At 66.5% G+C, this 15,042-nt stretch carries 14 protein-coding genes and 1 pseudogene; 5 read left to right on the top strand and 10 right to left on the bottom strand.

Annotated elements, in window-relative coordinates; all coding sequences use genetic code 11:
• Positions 1 to 65: 65 nt before the first annotated feature.
• The 5 genes and pseudogenes from LE197_RS25235 (at position 66) to LE197_RS25215 (ending at position 7,013) form a co-directional block, all read left to right on the top strand.
• Positions 66 to 1,643 carry a glucan biosynthesis protein G gene (locus LE197_RS25235; protein WP_003095915.1) on the top strand — a complete coding sequence of 526 codons (1,578 nt, stop codon included), beginning with the start codon at positions 66 to 68 and terminating at the stop codon, positions 1,641 to 1,643.
• A pseudogene (mdoH, locus tag LE197_RS25230) lies at positions 1,636 to 4,220 on the top strand (glucans biosynthesis glucosyltransferase MdoH). Before LE197_RS25235 ends, mdoH begins: the two are co-directional and overlap by 8 nt.
• 237 nt (positions 4,221 to 4,457) lie before the next feature.
• The gene (locus LE197_RS25225; protein WP_003095910.1) at positions 4,458 to 5,258 is read left to right on the top strand and encodes a transporter substrate-binding domain-containing protein; all 801 of its coding nucleotides are present in this window, start codon (positions 4,458 to 4,460) and stop codon (positions 5,256 to 5,258) included.
• 65 nt (positions 5,259 to 5,323) lie between these two features.
• Positions 5,324 to 6,286 (top strand): amino acid ABC transporter permease, encoded by a 963-nt coding sequence (locus LE197_RS25220; protein WP_196752245.1) that lies wholly within the window; start codon positions 5,324 to 5,326, stop codon positions 6,284 to 6,286.
• Positions 6,279 to 7,013: an amino acid ABC transporter ATP-binding protein gene (locus LE197_RS25215; protein WP_003095906.1), complete on the top strand. Its 735-nt coding sequence runs from the start codon at positions 6,279 to 6,281 to the stop codon at positions 7,011 to 7,013. The genes LE197_RS25220 and LE197_RS25215 overlap by 8 nt, the downstream gene beginning before the upstream one ends.
• Before the next feature lie 7 nt (positions 7,014 to 7,020).
• Here the strand turns inward: LE197_RS25215 and LE197_RS25210 are convergent, their stop codons facing one another.
• From LE197_RS25210 to LE197_RS25165, 10 genes are all read right to left on the bottom strand, one after another.
• The gene (locus LE197_RS25210; protein ID WP_003095904.1) at positions 7,021 to 7,482 is read right to left on the bottom strand and encodes a UPF0158 family protein; all 462 of its coding nucleotides are present in this window, start codon (positions 7,480 to 7,482) and stop codon (positions 7,021 to 7,023) included.
• 109 nt (positions 7,483 to 7,591) lie between these two features.
• Positions 7,592 to 9,535, bottom strand: a complete 1,944-nt coding sequence (locus LE197_RS25205) for a methyl-accepting chemotaxis protein (RefSeq protein WP_023108837.1) — start codon at positions 9,533 to 9,535, stop codon at positions 7,592 to 7,594.
• A 211-nt stretch (positions 9,536 to 9,746) separates the two neighbouring features.
• Positions 9,747 to 10,454, bottom strand: coding sequence for a 16S rRNA (uracil(1498)-N(3))-methyltransferase (locus tag LE197_RS25200; RefSeq protein ID WP_003095898.1), 708 nt, complete (start codon positions 10,452 to 10,454; stop codon positions 9,747 to 9,749).
• Positions 10,451 to 11,254, bottom strand: a complete 804-nt coding sequence (gene tatC, locus LE197_RS25195) for a twin-arginine translocase subunit TatC (RefSeq protein ID WP_003095896.1) — start codon at positions 11,252 to 11,254, stop codon at positions 10,451 to 10,453. The genes LE197_RS25200 and tatC overlap by 4 nt, the downstream gene beginning before the upstream one ends.
• On the bottom strand, positions 11,251 to 11,676 hold the full coding sequence (tatB, locus tag LE197_RS25190) for a Sec-independent protein translocase protein TatB (RefSeq protein WP_003116127.1): 426 nt from the start codon (positions 11,674 to 11,676) through the stop codon (positions 11,251 to 11,253). Before tatB ends, tatC begins: the two co-directional genes overlap by 4 nt.
• Before the next feature lie 13 nt (positions 11,677 to 11,689).
• The gene (locus LE197_RS25185) at positions 11,690 to 11,938 is read right to left on the bottom strand and encodes a twin-arginine translocase TatA/TatE family subunit (protein WP_003095893.1); all 249 of its coding nucleotides are present in this window, start codon (positions 11,936 to 11,938) and stop codon (positions 11,690 to 11,692) included.
• A gap of 25 nt (positions 11,939 to 11,963) precedes the next feature.
• The gene (locus LE197_RS25180; RefSeq protein WP_003103458.1) at positions 11,964 to 12,299 is read right to left on the bottom strand and encodes a phosphoribosyl-ATP diphosphatase; all 336 of its coding nucleotides are present in this window, start codon (positions 12,297 to 12,299) and stop codon (positions 11,964 to 11,966) included.
• The gene (gene hisI / locus LE197_RS25175) at positions 12,292 to 12,696 is read right to left on the bottom strand and encodes a phosphoribosyl-AMP cyclohydrolase (RefSeq protein WP_003095888.1); all 405 of its coding nucleotides are present in this window, start codon (positions 12,694 to 12,696) and stop codon (positions 12,292 to 12,294) included. Before hisI ends, LE197_RS25180 begins: the two co-directional genes overlap by 8 nt.
• Positions 12,697 to 12,811: 115 nt before the next feature.
• Entirely contained in the window at positions 12,812 to 14,413 is a 1,602-nt protein-coding gene (gene ubiB, locus LE197_RS25170; protein ID WP_003095885.1) for a ubiquinone biosynthesis regulatory protein kinase UbiB, read from the bottom strand.
• Positions 14,410 to 15,036 carry an SCP2 domain-containing protein gene (locus tag LE197_RS25165; protein WP_003103460.1) on the bottom strand — a complete coding sequence of 209 codons (627 nt, stop codon included), beginning with the start codon at positions 15,034 to 15,036 and terminating at the stop codon, positions 14,410 to 14,412. The genes ubiB and LE197_RS25165 overlap by 4 nt, the downstream gene beginning before the upstream one ends.
• Positions 15,037 to 15,042 lie beyond the last annotated feature (6 nt).

Below are 15,042 nucleotides of genomic sequence, written 5' to 3'. Positions count from 1 at the left end.
CCGTCGGAGACCCCTGAACGGTCAGGGCGTCTTCAGTAATTCATGTTCACGGACGAGGGGGCCTCGTGATTTTCCGTTCCGTTTCAAACACCGATTTCCGCGCCCGCGTGCGCACCCTGCTGCTTGCCGGCTCGACCGCGCTGGCATTCGTCGCCGCCCCGGTATGGGCGTTCAGCATCGACGACGTGGCGAGCAAGGCCAAGGACCTGGCCGGCGACAAGTATTCCGCGCCGACCAGCAACCTGCCATCGGAATTCAGCGAAATGAAATTCGCCGATTACCAGCAGATCCGTTTCATCAACGAGCGCGCCTACTGGGGCAAGCTGAAGACGCCGTTCAAGCTGAGCTTCTATCACCAGGGCATGCACTTCGACACGCCGGTGAAGATCAACGAGGTGACCGCTACCACGGTCAAGCCGATCAAGTACGATCGCACCAAGTTCGATTTCGGATCCCTGAAGTTCGACGAGAATGCCACCAAGGATCTCGGCTATGCCGGTTTCCGCGTGCTCTATCCGATCAACAAGGCCGACAAGCAGGACGAGATCGCCACCTTCCTTGGCGCGAGCTACTTCCGCGTGGTCGGCAAGGGCCAGGTCTACGGTCTGTCGGCGCGCGGCCTGGCGATCGATACCGCGCTGCCTTCGGGCGAAGAGTTCCCGCGCTTCCGCGAATTCTGGATCGAGCGGCCGAAGGCGCAGGACAAGCAACTGGTGATCTACGCCCTGCTCGACTCGCCGCGGGCCACCGGCGCCTACCGCTTCGTGCTGCGTCCGGGCAAGGATGCGGTGATGGATGTCCAGGCCCGCGTGTTCCTCCGCGACAAGGTCAGCAAGCTGGGCCTGGCGCCGCTGACCAGCATGTACCTGTTCGGCTCCAACCAGCCGTCCGAGCAGCACAACTTCCGGCCCGAGCTGCATGACTCCAGCGGCCTGCAGATCCATGCCGGCAACGGCGAGTGGCTGTGGCGTCCGCTGAACAATCCGAAGCACCTGTCGGTGAGCACCTTCAGCGTGGAGAACCCGAAAGGCTTCGGCCTGCTCCAGCGCGGCCGCGAGTTCTCCCGCTACGAAGACCTGGATGACCGCTACGACCTGCGTCCGAGTGCCTGGATCGAGCCGAAGGGCGACTGGGGCAAGGGCACCGTGGAACTGGTGGAAATCCCGACCCCGGACGAAACCAACGACAATATCGTCGCGTTCTGGAACCCCGAGACCCAGCCTGAGGTCGGAAAGCCGCTGGACTTCGCCTACCGCCTGCACTGGACCATGGATGAAGACGAGCTGCACGACCCGAAATCCTCCTGGGTCAAGCAGACCATGCGGTCGGTCGGCGACGTGAAGCAGAAGAACCTGATCCGCCAGCAGGACGGCAGCACCGCCCTGGTCGTCGACTTCGAAGGGCCGGCCCTGAAGGACCTGGCGCCGGACGCGCCGGTGACCACCCAGGTCAGCACCGACAGCAACGCCGAGGTGGTGGAGAACAGCCTGCGTTACAACCCGGTCCTGAAAGGCTGGCGCCTGACGCTGCGGATCAAGGTCAAGGATCCGAAGAAGCCGGTGGAAATGCGCGCGGCGCTGGTCGACGAGGCGCAGAAGCCACTGAGCGAAACCTGGAGCTATCAGCTGCCTGCCGATGAATAACCCATCCACTACGAAAGCACCGCTGGCCGACTACCTCGCTCATCTTCCCCTGGCGGAAGAGGAGCGGGAGCGACTTGGCGAGTCCGCTTCCTTCTCCGAGCTGCACGCTCGCCTGGCGGGAGCGGAAGGCGCCGCTGCCGATGCCGGGGCGATCCCGCCCTGGCCTCGGTACGCGCCCGCCTGCAGCTGGGCACCCCTGAGCTGGACGACGCCGAGATGTTCGGCGTCGACGCCCGGGGTCGCACCTTCCTCAAGATTTCCCCGCCGATCCGCCGTACCAAGGTGATTCCCGAGCCCTGGCGCACCAACATCCTGGTGCGCGGCTGGCGTCGGCTGACCGGACGCAGCAACCCGCCCAAGCCCAAGCGTGCCCTGCCGCGGGCCCGCTGGCAGCGGGTCGGCTCGCTGCGCCGGTTCATCCTGCTGTTGTTGATGCTGGCGCAGACCTCGGTCGCCACCTACTACATGAAAGGCATCCTGCCCTACCAGGGCTGGGCCTTCGTCGACCTGGAGGAGCTGGCCCAGCAGAGCCTGCTGGATACCGTCCAGCAGGTGCTGCCCTATGTCATCCAGTTCGGCATCCTGGCGCTCTTCGCGATCCTCTTCTGCTGGGTCTCGGCCGGCTTCTGGACCGCGCTGATGGGCTTCTGGGAGCTGCTCACCGGGCGTGACCGCTACCGGATCTCCGGCAGCAGCGCCGGCAGCGAGCCGATCGCCGCCGACGCCCGCACGGCGATCGTCATGCCGATCTGCAACGAAGACGTGCCGCGGGTATTCGCCGGCCTGCGGGCGACCGTCGAGTCGATGGCCGCCACCGGCGAGATGGAGCGCTTCGACTTCTTCGTCCTCAGCGACACCAACGACCCGGATATCGCCGTCGCCGAGCAGCAGGCCTGGCTCGAGCTGTGCCGCGAGACCAAGGGCTTCGGCAAGATCTTCTACCGTCGCCGCCGGCGTCGGGTGAAGCGCAAGAGCGGCAACATCGACGACTTCTGCCGGCGCTGGGGCGGCGACTACCGCTACATGGTGGTGATGGACGCCGACAGCGTGATGAGCGGCGACTGCCTGGCCAAGCTGGTACGCCTGATGGAGGCCAATCCTGAGGCGGGGATCATCCAGACCGCGCCGAAGGCGTCCGGCATGGACACCCTGTATGCGCGCATGCAGCAGTTCGCCACCCGCGTCTACGGCCCGCTGTTCACCGCCGGCCTGCACTTCTGGCAACTCGGCGAGTCGCACTACTGGGGCCACAACGCGATCATCCGCATGCAGCCCTTCATCGACCACTGCGCCCTGGCGCCGTTGCCGGGCAAGGGCTCGTTCGCCGGCGCGATCCTGTCCCACGACTTCGTCGAGGCTGCGTTGATGCGCCGTGCCGGCTGGGGCGTGTGGATCGCCTACGACCTCGACGGCAGCTACGAAGAACTGCCGCCGAACCTGCTCGACGAACTCAAGCGCGACCGCCGCTGGTGCCACGGCAACCTGATGAACTTCCGCCTGTTCCTGGTCAAGGGCATGCACCCGGTGCACCGCGCGGTGTTCCTCACCGGGGTCATGTCCTACCTGTCGGCGCCGTTGTGGTTCTTCTTCCTGGTGCTTTCCACCGCGCTGCTGGCGGTGCACCAACTGATGGAGCCGCAGTACTTCCTGGAACCGCGGCAGCTGTTCCCGATCTGGCCGCAGTGGCATCCGGAGAAGGCCATCGCGTTGTTCTCCACCACCCTGACCCTGTTGTTCCTGCCCAAGCTGCTCAGCGTAATGCTGATCTGGGCCAAGGGCGCCAAGGGTTTCGGCGGGGTGATCCGGGTGACCCTGAGCATGCTCCTGGAGATGTTCTTCTCGGTGCTGCTGGCGCCGGTGCGCATGCTCTTCCACACCCGCTTCGTGCTGGCCGCCTTCCTCGGCTGGTCGGTGCAGTGGAACTCGCCGCAGCGCGACGACGACGCCACGCCCTGGAGCGAGGCGATCCGCCGGCACGGCATGCAGACCCTGCTGGGTATCGCCTGGACCCTGCTGGTGGCCTGGCTCAACCCGCGCTTCCTGTGGTGGCTGTCGCCGATCGTCGGTTCGCTGATCCTGTCGATCCCGGTATCGGTGATCTCCAGCCGGGTGAAGCTGGGCCTGCGCGCCCGCGACGAAAAGCTGTTCCTGATCCCGGAGGAGTACGACACGCCGCGCGAGCTGCGCGCCACCGACGAGTACACCTACGAGAACCGCTGGCATGCGCTCAAGGATGGCTTCCTCAAGGCCGCCGTCGATCCGTTGCTCAACGCCCTGGCCTGCGCCATGGGCACGGCTCGCCACAACCGTGCGCAAGCCATCGAGACGGTGCGCGGCGAGCGTATCGGCAAGGCCATCGATAAGGGCCCGGAACAGCTCGACGGCACCACGCGCCTGGCTCTGTTGAGTGACCCGGTAGCACTTTCGCGCCTGCATACGCGGGTCTGGGAAGAGGACCGCGACGACTGGCTCGGCCGCTGGCGCAAGGCCGAGGCGGACGACCCCCACGCCGCCAGCGTACCGCTGGCCCAGGTAGTGCCCGGCGACGCCGGCCTGCTGCCCGCCGCCCAGTCCTGATCCCATGCCCCCGGCGGAGCGCCGCCGGGGGCATGGTCTGTTTCTTGCCTGTTTTCCCCGTGCGGCGCTGCTGTTACCCTGCGCCGGCAATCCAGAAAGTCTCGTATCGTTCGCCAGCTGAGGTACTATCGGCCGCCTTTTGCGCAGCCGGTCATGGCCTGCTGCCCGCCCGGGACGGCGACACGACGAGAGCATCCGTTCGACGACTGTGTTTCTAAGACTGCTGGGGATTGGGGAATGAAAAAGTATCTTGCTTCATTGGTTCTGGGCGTCTGCGCCCTGGTGGGCGTGGCTTCGGTCCAGGCGGCCGGCGCGGTGGAGGACGCGGTCAAGCGCGGCACCCTGCGGGTCGGCATGGACCCGACCTACATGCCGTTCGAGATGACCAACAAGCGTGGCCAGATCATCGGCTTCGAAGTCGACCTGCTCAAGGCCATGGCCAAGTCCATGGGCGTCAAGCTGGAGCTGGTCTCCACCAGCTACGACGGCATCATCCCGGCGCTGCTGACCGACAAGTTCGACATGATCGGCTCGGGCATGACCCTGACCCAGGAGCGCAACCTGCGCCTGAACTTCTCCGAGCCCTTCATCGTGGTCGGCCAGACCCTGCTGGTGCGCAAGGAACTGGAAGGCAAGATCAAGTCCTACAAGGACCTGAACGATCCGCAGTACAGCATCACCTCGAAGATCGGCACCACCGGTGAGATCGTTGCCCGCAAGCTGATCAGCAAGGCCAAGTACCACGGCTTCGACAACGAGCCGGAAGCGGTGATGGACGTGGTCAACGGCAAGGCTGACGCCTTCATCTACGACTCGCCCTACAACGTGGTGGCGGTGAGCAAGTTCGGCGCCGGCAAGCTGGTCTACCTCGACCAGCCGTTCACCTACGAGCCGCTGGCGTTCGGCCTGAAGAAAGGCGACTACGACAGCATCAATTTCATCAACAACTTCCTCCATCAGATCCGCGAAGACGGCACCTATCAGCGCATCCACGACAAGTGGTTCAAGAACACCGAGTGGCTGAAGGAAATGGAATGAACCGCTGACGGCCCCCGCGAAGGGGGCCGTCGTACCTGCGCATTCCATCGTTCGAGAGAGTTTCCGTGACCAAGAAGAAACGTTCCGTCTGGCCCTGGCACCTGCTGACCGGGCTGATCCTGCTGGTCCTGGCCTGGGCGCTGTGGTTCTCCACCTCGCTGATTTCCTATGAATGGCGCTGGAACCGCGTTCCGCAGTACTTCGCCTACCAGGCCGAGGAGCCTTTACGGGCCAACGAGATCGGCCGGGTCGCGGCTATCGAGGAACAGGGCAGGGACGCGCGCGTCACGCTGCTTGGCGAGAGCGGCGAGAAGCAGGTCGTGACCGTCGCCCAGGACAGCCTGCAATTCTCCGAAGGCGACGACGTGGCCGAGGGCGACGCGGTCGGGGTGACCCGCCACTGGGCCGCCGGCCCACTGCTCTGGGGCCTGTGGACCACCCTCTGGCTATCGCTGGTGTCCGGTGCCATCGGTCTGGCTATCGGCCTGGTCGCCGGCCTCTGCCGGCTGTCGAAGAACCCGACCCTGCACGACCTGTCGACGATCTACGTCGAGCTGGTGCGCGGCACGCCGTTGCTGGTGCAGATCTTCATCTTCTACTTCTTCATCGGCACCGTGCTCAACCTGTCCCGCGAGTTCGCCGGGGTCGCGGCGCTGGCGCTGTTCACCGGCGCCTACGTGGCCGAGATCATCCGGGCCGGCGTGCAGTCCATCGCCCGCGGACAGAACGAGGCCGCCCGCTCCCTGGGCCTGAACGCCGGCCAGTCGATGCGCTACGTGATCCTGCCGCAGGCCTTCAAGCGCGTGCTGCCGCCGCTGGCCGGGCAGTTCATCAGCCTGGTCAAGGACACCTCGCTGGTCTCGGTGATCGCCATCACCGAACTGACCAAGAGCGGCCGCGAGGCGATCACCACCTCGTTCTCCACCTTCGAGATCTGGTTCTGCGTCGCCGCGTTGTACCTGCTGTTGAACCTGCCCCTTTCGCACATGGCATCCCGACTGGAGCGGAGGCTCGGACAAAGTGATTGAAGTACGCAACCTGCTGAAGGTCTTCGATACCCGCGGCCAGGTAGTGCGCGCGGTGGACGACGTGAGTACCCGCGTGGCCAGGGGCGAGGTACTGGTGGTGATCGGTCCGTCCGGTTCCGGCAAGTCGACCTTCCTGCGCTGCCTGAACGGCCTGGAGGAGTTCGACGAAGGCTCGGTGAGCATCGACGGCGTCGACCTGGCCGACCCGAGGACCGACATCAATGCCTACCGCCGCGAAGTCGGCATGGTGTTCCAGCATTTCAACCTGTTCCCGCACATGACCGTGCTCGAGAACCTCTGCCTGGCCCAACGCGTGGTGCGCAAGCGCGGCAAGGCCGAGCGCGAGGCCAAGGCGCGGGCGCTGCTGGCCAAGGTCGGCATCGGGCAGAAGGCCGACGAATATCCCTCGCGCCTGTCCGGCGGCCAGCAGCAGCGCGTGGCGATCGCTCGGGCGTTGTGCATGGACCCCAAGGTGATGCTGTTCGACGAACCGACCTCGGCGCTCGATCCGGAGATGGTCGGCGAAGTCCTCGACGTCATGAAGACCCTGGCCGTGGAAGGCATGACCATGGTCTGCGTGACCCACGAGATGGGCTTTGCCCGCGAAGTGGCCGACCGCGTGCTGTTCTTCGACCACGGCAAGCTGCTGGAGGACGCGCCGCCGGCGCAGTTCTTCGACAATCCGCAGGACCCGCGGGCCCAGGCCTTCCTCCGCCAGGTCCTCTAGTACCGCGCTAGGCGAACGGCTTGCCCGGCGGCGGCAGGAGCGACGTCGGACTCTGCCGCGCGGCCGGCTGGATATCGTTGTCCTCCAGCCAGTCCAGCGCCCATTCGCGCAGGCGCTCGTTCTGGTAGCGGTACCAGTCCTGCAACAGTTCCGGGTACTCCATCAGAGAGTGCTTGAAGGCCTTGAACGGCTTGCGGCTCTGCAGCGCGTTGGCGAGCGTCGCATAGGCGTGCGGCTCTTCCACCTCGCGGAGGAAATCCTGCATCAGTCCCAGCGACTGGGTGGTGCTCAGCGGGTCGATCAGCAGCAGGCGTTCCGGCTCGTTTTCCAGCAATGCGTCCAGTTCGGGATCGGGCGCCTCGGCGGAGATCAGCAGCACCTTGCCGCTGTACAGGTCGAGGTAGTGGTCGATTCCCGGGGTATCCAGGGCGAAGGCCAGTTCGTCGATATCGATGGTCATCGGGCGCATGGCGTCATCTCCCAAAAGGCGAAAGCCTGATCCTACGCAAAGGTGCCCCTCCTGTCCGCTTTCGATGGACGGGAGGGGCTGCCGATGCAAGGAGGATCCTCTCGGGATGTTACAGGCGGAAGCGTCCCACCTGTGCCTGCAACTGCGTGCCCAGGCGCGCCAGCTCGCCGCTGGAGGCGGCGGTCTGCTCGCTGGCGGCGGCCGACTGCTCGGCGACGTCGCGTACGCTGAGGACGCTGCGGTTGATCTCCTCGGCCACCGTGCTCTGTTGCTCCGCGGCAGTGGCGATCTGCAGGTTCATGTTCTGGATGTCGGAGACGGTGCGGGTGATGCTGTCCAGCGCGGCGCCCGCGCGGCGCGCCAGTTCCACCGTGCTGGCGGTCAGCGAGCGGCTGTTCTCCAGGCGTTCGGCGGCTTCGCCGGCGCCCTGCTGGAGACGCTGGATCAGGCCCTCGATCTCGGCGGTGGACTGCTGGGTGCGCTGGGCCAGGCCGCGGACCTCGTCGGCGACCACCGCGAAGCCGCGTCCGGCGTCGCCGGCGCGTGCCGCTTCGATGGCTGCGTTGAGCGCCAGCAGGTTGGTTTGCTCGGCCACCGACTTGATCACGTCGAGGACGCTGCCGATCTGCTCGCTCTCGTTCTTCAGGCGCGCCATGGCTTCGCTGGAAACGTCCATTTCGCTAGCCAGGCGCTCGATGCGGGTCACCGCCTGGTCGACCACCGCGTCGCCCTGGCGCGCCTCTTCGTCGGCCTGGCGAGCGGCCTGGGAAGCCAGTTCGGCGTTGCGCGCGACGTCCTGCACGGTGGCGGCCATCTCGTGCATGGCGGTGGCGACCTGGTCGGTCTCCACTTTCTGGCTGTTGACCCCGGCGCGGGTCTGCTCGGTGACCGCCGAGAGTTCCTCGGCGGAGCTGGCCAACTGGCTGACGCCGTCGCCGATCCGCCCGACCAGCTCGCGCAGGCTGTCGCCCATGCGCTGCATGACTCGCTGCAACTGGCCCAGTTCGTCGCGGCGCTGGAGGGTCAGGGGATTCTGCGGACGCTTGCCGAGGTCGCCGGCGGCGATGGCCTCGGCCTGCGCGAGGGCTTCGTCCAGCGGCCGGACGATCTGCCGGTTGATCGCCCAGCCGGCGACGCAGCCGAAGGCCAGGGCCAGCGCGGCGATCAGCCAGAGGCTGGCGCGGTCGCGGCTGGCGGTGCTCTCGCGCAATTGGCGACCGGCTTCGGTGAGGGTCCGGCCGGCCCGGGCCATATCCTGGGTGCTGCTTTGCATCGCTTGCTGCGCCTGGCGCGTGCGGATGACGCCGGCACGGAACTGCTCGATCCCGCCACGATAGCCCTGGAGGCTACCCATGGCCTGTTCCAGCGCCGCATCGGCCTCGCCGGGCAACTGGCCACGCAGCGTCGTGGCGGCCTGGCGGAGGGCGTCGAACGCGGCGAACGCGGCCTGCTCGGCCTTGTCGCTGCGTTCGAAGACGTAGCCGCGCACCTGGTAACGCACCATGAGCAACTGTTGGTGCAGGTCGGCCACCGCACGGCTACGTTGCAACGCCTGCGGGTCGCCGGCCTGCTGCGCGAGGCTGGCGTCCATCAGTTCCTCGAGGCGGGCGAAGCTGTCCAGCGCCTGCTGTGCAGTGCCCACCAGCACACCACGGGCGGCGCTGCGTTGCTGATCGGCTGCGGCGAGGTCGTCGAAAGCCTTGCGGTAGGCTTCGATGGCTTCGGTCTGGTGGGCCAGGGCGGCCGGGTCGAGCTCGCTGTCGCGCAGCGCCTGCAGGCGCTGGAGCATCCCGGCCAGGGTCTGGCGGACCTGCTCGGCCTGGCGCGGGTCGCTGCCGGCTTCGAATGCCAGGCGGCCTTGTTCGGCTTGCTGGGTCTGTTCCATCAGGCTGGCGACTTCGGCGAGCTGCTCGCTGAGGGCGGTCTGGTGCGTGAGGGTGCGGTTGCTGCTGATCACCACCAGCAGAAGCAGCGCGAGGAGGACACCGAAACCGACCATCAGCTTGCGGCTGACGTTCAGCTTGGCCAGTTGGAGAACCCACCAATCGTACATCGTCATTACTCCAGGCAGTGCGACACCCTGGGTTGGCAGCCCCATGGCGTGGCGGAACAGGTAATGGCTCAGCGTCGTCGCGTCCGGCGTGCGGGCGCGGAGGGCCGGTACGTGGCCGGCGGGCGAGGTCTTATGGTTGTCGTGCGGAGCCCTGCGCGACAGAGGATGTCGGCCGGGCGGGGAAAACCTTCAGTCTTTTACCGGAGTTTTTTCAGAACAACCGCGCAAGCAGGGCGCTGACCGCGGTTTCCACGCGCAGGATGCGTTCGCCGAGCTGCACCGGATGCAGTCCGGCTTCGCGCAGCTTGTCGACCTCGTAGGGAATCCAGCCGCCTTCCGGGCCGATCGCCAGGGTCACCGGCTTCTCCACCGCGCGCGGACAGGCCGGCCAGGGACCGGGATGGCCGACCAGGCCGAGGCTGCCGGCGGCCAGGGCCGGCAGGCGGTCTTCGACGAAGGGTTTGAAGCGCTTCTCGACGATGATTTCCGGCAGCACCGTATCGCGGGCCTGCTCCAGGCCGAGGACCAGGTTCTCGCGGATCGCCGCCGGGTCGAGGAACGGGGTCTGCCAGAAGCTCTTTTCCACGCGGTAGCTGTTCAGCAGCACCAGCTTCGGTACGCCCATCGCGGCGATGGTCTGCAACACCCGGCGGAGCATCTTCGGTCGCGGCAAGGCCAGCAGCAGGGTGATCGGCAGCTTGGCCGGCGGCGGCTGGTCGAAGCGCACTTCCAGGGTCGCCTCGCTGGCGTCGAGCTTCAGCAGGCGACCTTCGCCCATCCAGCCGCCGAGGCGGCCGACCCGCAGGGTGTCGCCGTTCTCGGCGCGGTGCACTTCGTGCAGGTGCTTGAGGCGGCGATCGTGCAGGACCGCACGATCCGCCGACACGAAGTCGGCGTCGTCGAGGAGCAGCAGGTTCACTGGCGGGTGGCCGGAGGCTGGTCGCCGTCGCTGGCCGGTTGGTCGTCCGGATGCTCGCCGCGCTTGCGTACCAGGCGGCCGAACAGCAGGCCGATCTCGAACAGCAGCCACATCGGCACCGCGAGCATGGTCTGGGAGAAGATGTCCGGCGGGGTCAGGACCATGCCGACCACGAAACAGCCGATGATCACGTACGGGCGGATCTTCTTCAGGTACTCGACGTCGACCACTCCGATCCAGATCAGCAGCACCGTGGCCACCGGGATCTCGAAGGCGACGCCGAAGGCGAAGAACAGAGTCAGGACGAAGTCCAGGTAGCTGTTGATGTCCGTCATCATCGCCACGCCCTCGGGCGTCACGCTGGCGAAGAAGTGGAAGATCATCGGGAACACCAGGAAGTAGGCGAAGGCCATCCCGGCGTAGAACAGGATGATGCTGGACACCAGCAGCGGCAGCGCCACGCGTTTCTCGTGCTTGTACAGGCCGGGCGCGATGAAGCCCCAGACCTGCGCGAGGATCACCGGCATGGCGAGGAACAGCGCCACCACCATGGTCAGCTTGAACGGCGCGAGGAACGGCGAGGCGACGTCGGTGGCGATCATGCTGGTGCCTTCCGGAAGGAAGCGGCGCAACGGCTCGGAGACCAGGGTGTAGATCTTCTGCGAGAAGTAGAACAGGCCGGCGAAGATCAGGAAGATCGCCGCCACGCTGCGCAGCAGGCGCGTACGCAGTTCGGTCAGGTGCGAGACCAGGGGCATTTCCTGGTCGTGCTCGGGCTGCTCGGGTTTATCGGCGCTCATGGATTACGCGGCGTCTCGGACGGTGGCGAAGGGGGAGTGGAGGCAGCGACTGCCGGCGGTGCCGCGGCGTCCGCGGGCGGAACCGCAGGCGTGCTGGTCGGCGGCGGCGTGGGTACGCTCGGCGCCGGGCTCTCGACCGTCGGCGGCTGGGGTTCCTGCGAGGGATTCTGGCCGGTCAGCGGGGCCAGCAGCTTCTGCGCTTCGCGCTCCATCGAGAGGATGTGCTCGTTGTGCAGTTGCCGGCGGATCTCGTCCGCGCCGATTTCCCGTTCCACTTCCTGCTTGATGGTATTGAAACTGCGCTTCAGGCGGCCGATCCACAGGCCGGCGGTACGTGCGGCGCCCGGCAGGCGCTCGGGGCCGAGCACCAGCAGGGCGACCAACCCGACCAGCAACAGTTCGCTGAAGCTGATTCCGAACATCGATGGCTACCCGTCAGTCCTTGCGCGCCGGCTCTTCGACCTTCTGCGCCTGGGCGTCGATGGTGTGCGGCTGGTTCAGCGGTTGGGCCGGCTGGGCGGCGGGCTGGTCCTTCTTGTCGTCTTCCTCGGTGTTCACCGCCTTGCGGAAGCCCTTGATCGCTTCGCCGACGTCGGAACCGAGGTTCTTCAGGCGCTTGGTGCCGAACACCAGTACCACGACGATCAGGATGACGATCCAGTGTTTCCAGTCAAAAATGCCCATGTCGTATTCCTCGCAATGTGTAGGTTCAGGCCGATGGTTGGCGGGCGGCTTTCTCGGCGTGGCCGGAAAGGCCGAAGCGGCGCTCCAGTTCGTCCAGCACGGCTTGCGGATGCTGGCCGAGGGCCGAGAGCATCACCAGCGAGTGGAACCAGAGGTCGGCGGTTTCGTAGATCAGGTCCTGGCAGTCGCCGCTGGCCGCGGCATCCTTGGCGGCGATGATGGTTTCCACCGACTCCTCGCCGACCTTCTCCAGGATCTTGTTCAGGCCCTTGTGGTACAGACTGGCCACATAGGAGCTGTCGGGCGCGGCGTTCTTGCGCTCCTCGAGCACCGCCGCCAGGCGGGTCAGGGTGTCACTCATGGTGGTGTCCTGCGTGTTCGTAGATAGCGTCCGGGTCCTTCAGCACCGGATCGACGGTCTTCCAGGCGCCGTTCTCGAAGACGCGGTAGAAACAGCTTTCCCGGCCGGTATGGCAGGCGATCCCGCCGACCTGCTCGACCATCAGGATGACCACGTCGGCGTCGCAGTCCAGACGCAGTTCGTGCAGCTTCTGCACGTGCCCGGACTCCTCGCCCTTGCGCCACAGCTTGCCACGCGAACGCGACCAATAGATTGCACGGTTCTCGCTGGCGGTCAGGGCCAGCGCCTCGCGGTTCATCCAGGCCATCATCAGCACGCGCCCGGTCTCGTGATCCTGGGCGATCGCAGGGACCAGGCCGTCGGCGTTCCAGTGAATCTCATCCAGCCAGTCTTTCATGGTCTTTCCACGTTCGTTGCCGGTACGTTGCGCGCGTTTCCGGCGGAAATGGGAGTAGTGTGCCAGCCGGGAGCGCGACTGGCTATCGGCGCGGGCCTAGTGGCCGTGCGCGGCGCTAGCGGCGCAGGATCAGGAACACCCCGCCGGCCAGCATCACCCACGCCGGCCAGGCTTCCAACTGCTGACCCAGGCCGACCTCGGCGGCGCCGACCAGCAGCACCGCGCCCACCAGGCGCCCGAGCCAGTCGTGGCGGGAACCTTTCCACTCCGGCGGCGGCGCATTGTGGGCGTGCGGTTGTGACAGGCGTTCGAGGGTATCGCGGGCCATTTGCGACAGGTGCGGCACCTGCTCGACCTGTTGCTGGAAATTGCGCAGCAACTGCTTCGGGCTGACCCGTTCGCGCATCCAGCGCTCCAGGAACGGCTGGGCGGTGGCCCACAGGTCGAGTTCCGGGTAGAGCTGGCGGCCGAGGCCTTCGATGTTCAGCAGGGTCTTCTGCAGCAGCACCAGTTGCGGCTGGATCTCCATGTTGAAACGACGCGCGGTCTGGAACAGGCGCAGCAGGACCTGGCCGAAGGAGATGTCCTTCAGCGGCTTCTCGAAGATCGGTTCGCAGACGGTGCGGATCGCCGCCTCGAAGTCGTTGACCTTGGTTTCCGCCGGGACCCAGCCGGAGTCGATATGCAGTTGGGCGACCTTGCGGTAGTCGCGCTTGAAGAAGGCGATCAGGTTGCGCGCCAGGTAGTCCTGGTCCTCGTCGGTCAGGCTGCCGACGATGCCGCAGTCCACCGCGATGTATTGCGGGCTCCAGGGCGCGCGGGTGCTGACGAAGATGTTGCCGGGGTGCATGTCGGCATGGAAAAAGCTGTCGCGGAACACCTGGGTGAAGAAGATCTCCACGCCGCGCTCGGCCAGTGCCTTGAAGTCGGTGCGCTGGTCGCGCAGGGTTTCCAGGTCGGTCACCGGGATGCCGTAGATGCGCTCCATCACCAGCACCTTGGGCCGGCACCAGTCCCAGTAGACCTGTGGCACGTAGAGCAGCGGCGAGCCTTCGAAGTTGCGTCGCAGCTGCGAGGCGTTGGCCGCCTCGCGGAGCAGGTCGAGTTCGTCGACGATGGTCTTCTCGTAGTCGCTGACCACTTCCACCGGGTGCAGGCGCCGCGCCTCGCTGGAGACCCGCTCGGCGAGGCGGGCGAGGATGAACAGCCAGGCGATGTCGGAGCGGATCACCGGTTCCAGGTTCGGCCGGATCACCTTCACCACCACTTCCTCGCCGCTCTTCAGGCGCGCGGCGTGGACCTGGGCCACCGAGGCGGAGGCCAGCGGTTCGCGTTCGAAGCGGGCGAAGACCTGTTCGATCTTCGCGCCCAGCTGTTCCTCGATGCGCTTGACCGCCAGCTCCGGCGGGAAGGGCGGCACCTTGTCCTGCAGCCAGGCCAGTTCGTTGGCGATGTCGTCGGGCAGCAGGTCGCGGCGGGTGGAGAGAATCTGGCCGAACTTGATGAAGATCGGTCCGAGGTCCTGCAGTGCCAGGCGCAGGCGCGCGCCGCGGGTCAGTTCCAGCTTGCGCCGCGGCAGCCAGCGCCAGGGCAGGGTGGCACCGAGCAGGCGCAGCCACCAGGGCAGCATCGGCAGTTCGAGGATCAGGTCGTCCAGGCGGTAGCGGATGACGACGCGCTGGATGCGCAGGAGGCGGCGGACAGCGAGGAGCTTCATGCGTCGGGCTTGGTCTTTTGGCTGAGGCGTCCGACGCGCGCGTCGAGACGATCGAGGGCCAGCTTCAGCTGGTCCAGTTCGGCGAAGCGTGCTTCGGCTTCGTGCTGGCCGACCAGCGTACGGCTTTCCTCGGCAAGGTAGTCGGCCAGGTTCAGGCGCAGGCTGTGCAGGCTCTGCGCGCTCCAGCGCGAAGCGTCGCGCAGGCCGCTGCCGAGCACCTGGGTGGCGAGCGGGCCGAGCCAGCGCGACAGTTCGTACTCCCAGTCCAGCTCCAGGCTCTGCAGGATGCCGGCCAGTTCCAGCAGGGCCGCGCTGTCGCCGTCCATGCTGACTTCCGGGCTGTGCAGGACGCGGGTCTTGTCGCGCGCCAGGGCCAGGTGCAGGAGGTTGCCGGCCGGCGCACGCAGGGTGCAGTCGACCTCCGCCTCATGCTGCGCGGCGAAGTGCAGGCCGTCGCCGGCGGGCAGGATGAAGATCCGCAGCGGCGGGCTCAGGCAGTCGACCTCGATGACCTTGGCGGAAAGCCTGCGCAGGCGCGGCAGCGCTGTCCCGTCGAGGCGCAGGACGCGATTGATGCCGGTTTCGGCGGCGGCCAGCACGGCCTGGATCAGCAGCGAGCTCATCGGCGC

It is taken from the genome of Pseudomonas sp. PS1(2021) (assembly GCF_020405165.1).
GTDB lineage: Bacteria > Pseudomonadota > Gammaproteobacteria > Pseudomonadales > Pseudomonadaceae > Pseudomonas > Pseudomonas aeruginosa.
The sequence above is the reverse complement of the archived record's forward strand: the minus strand, read 5'-3'. Positions and strand labels throughout refer to the sequence as shown.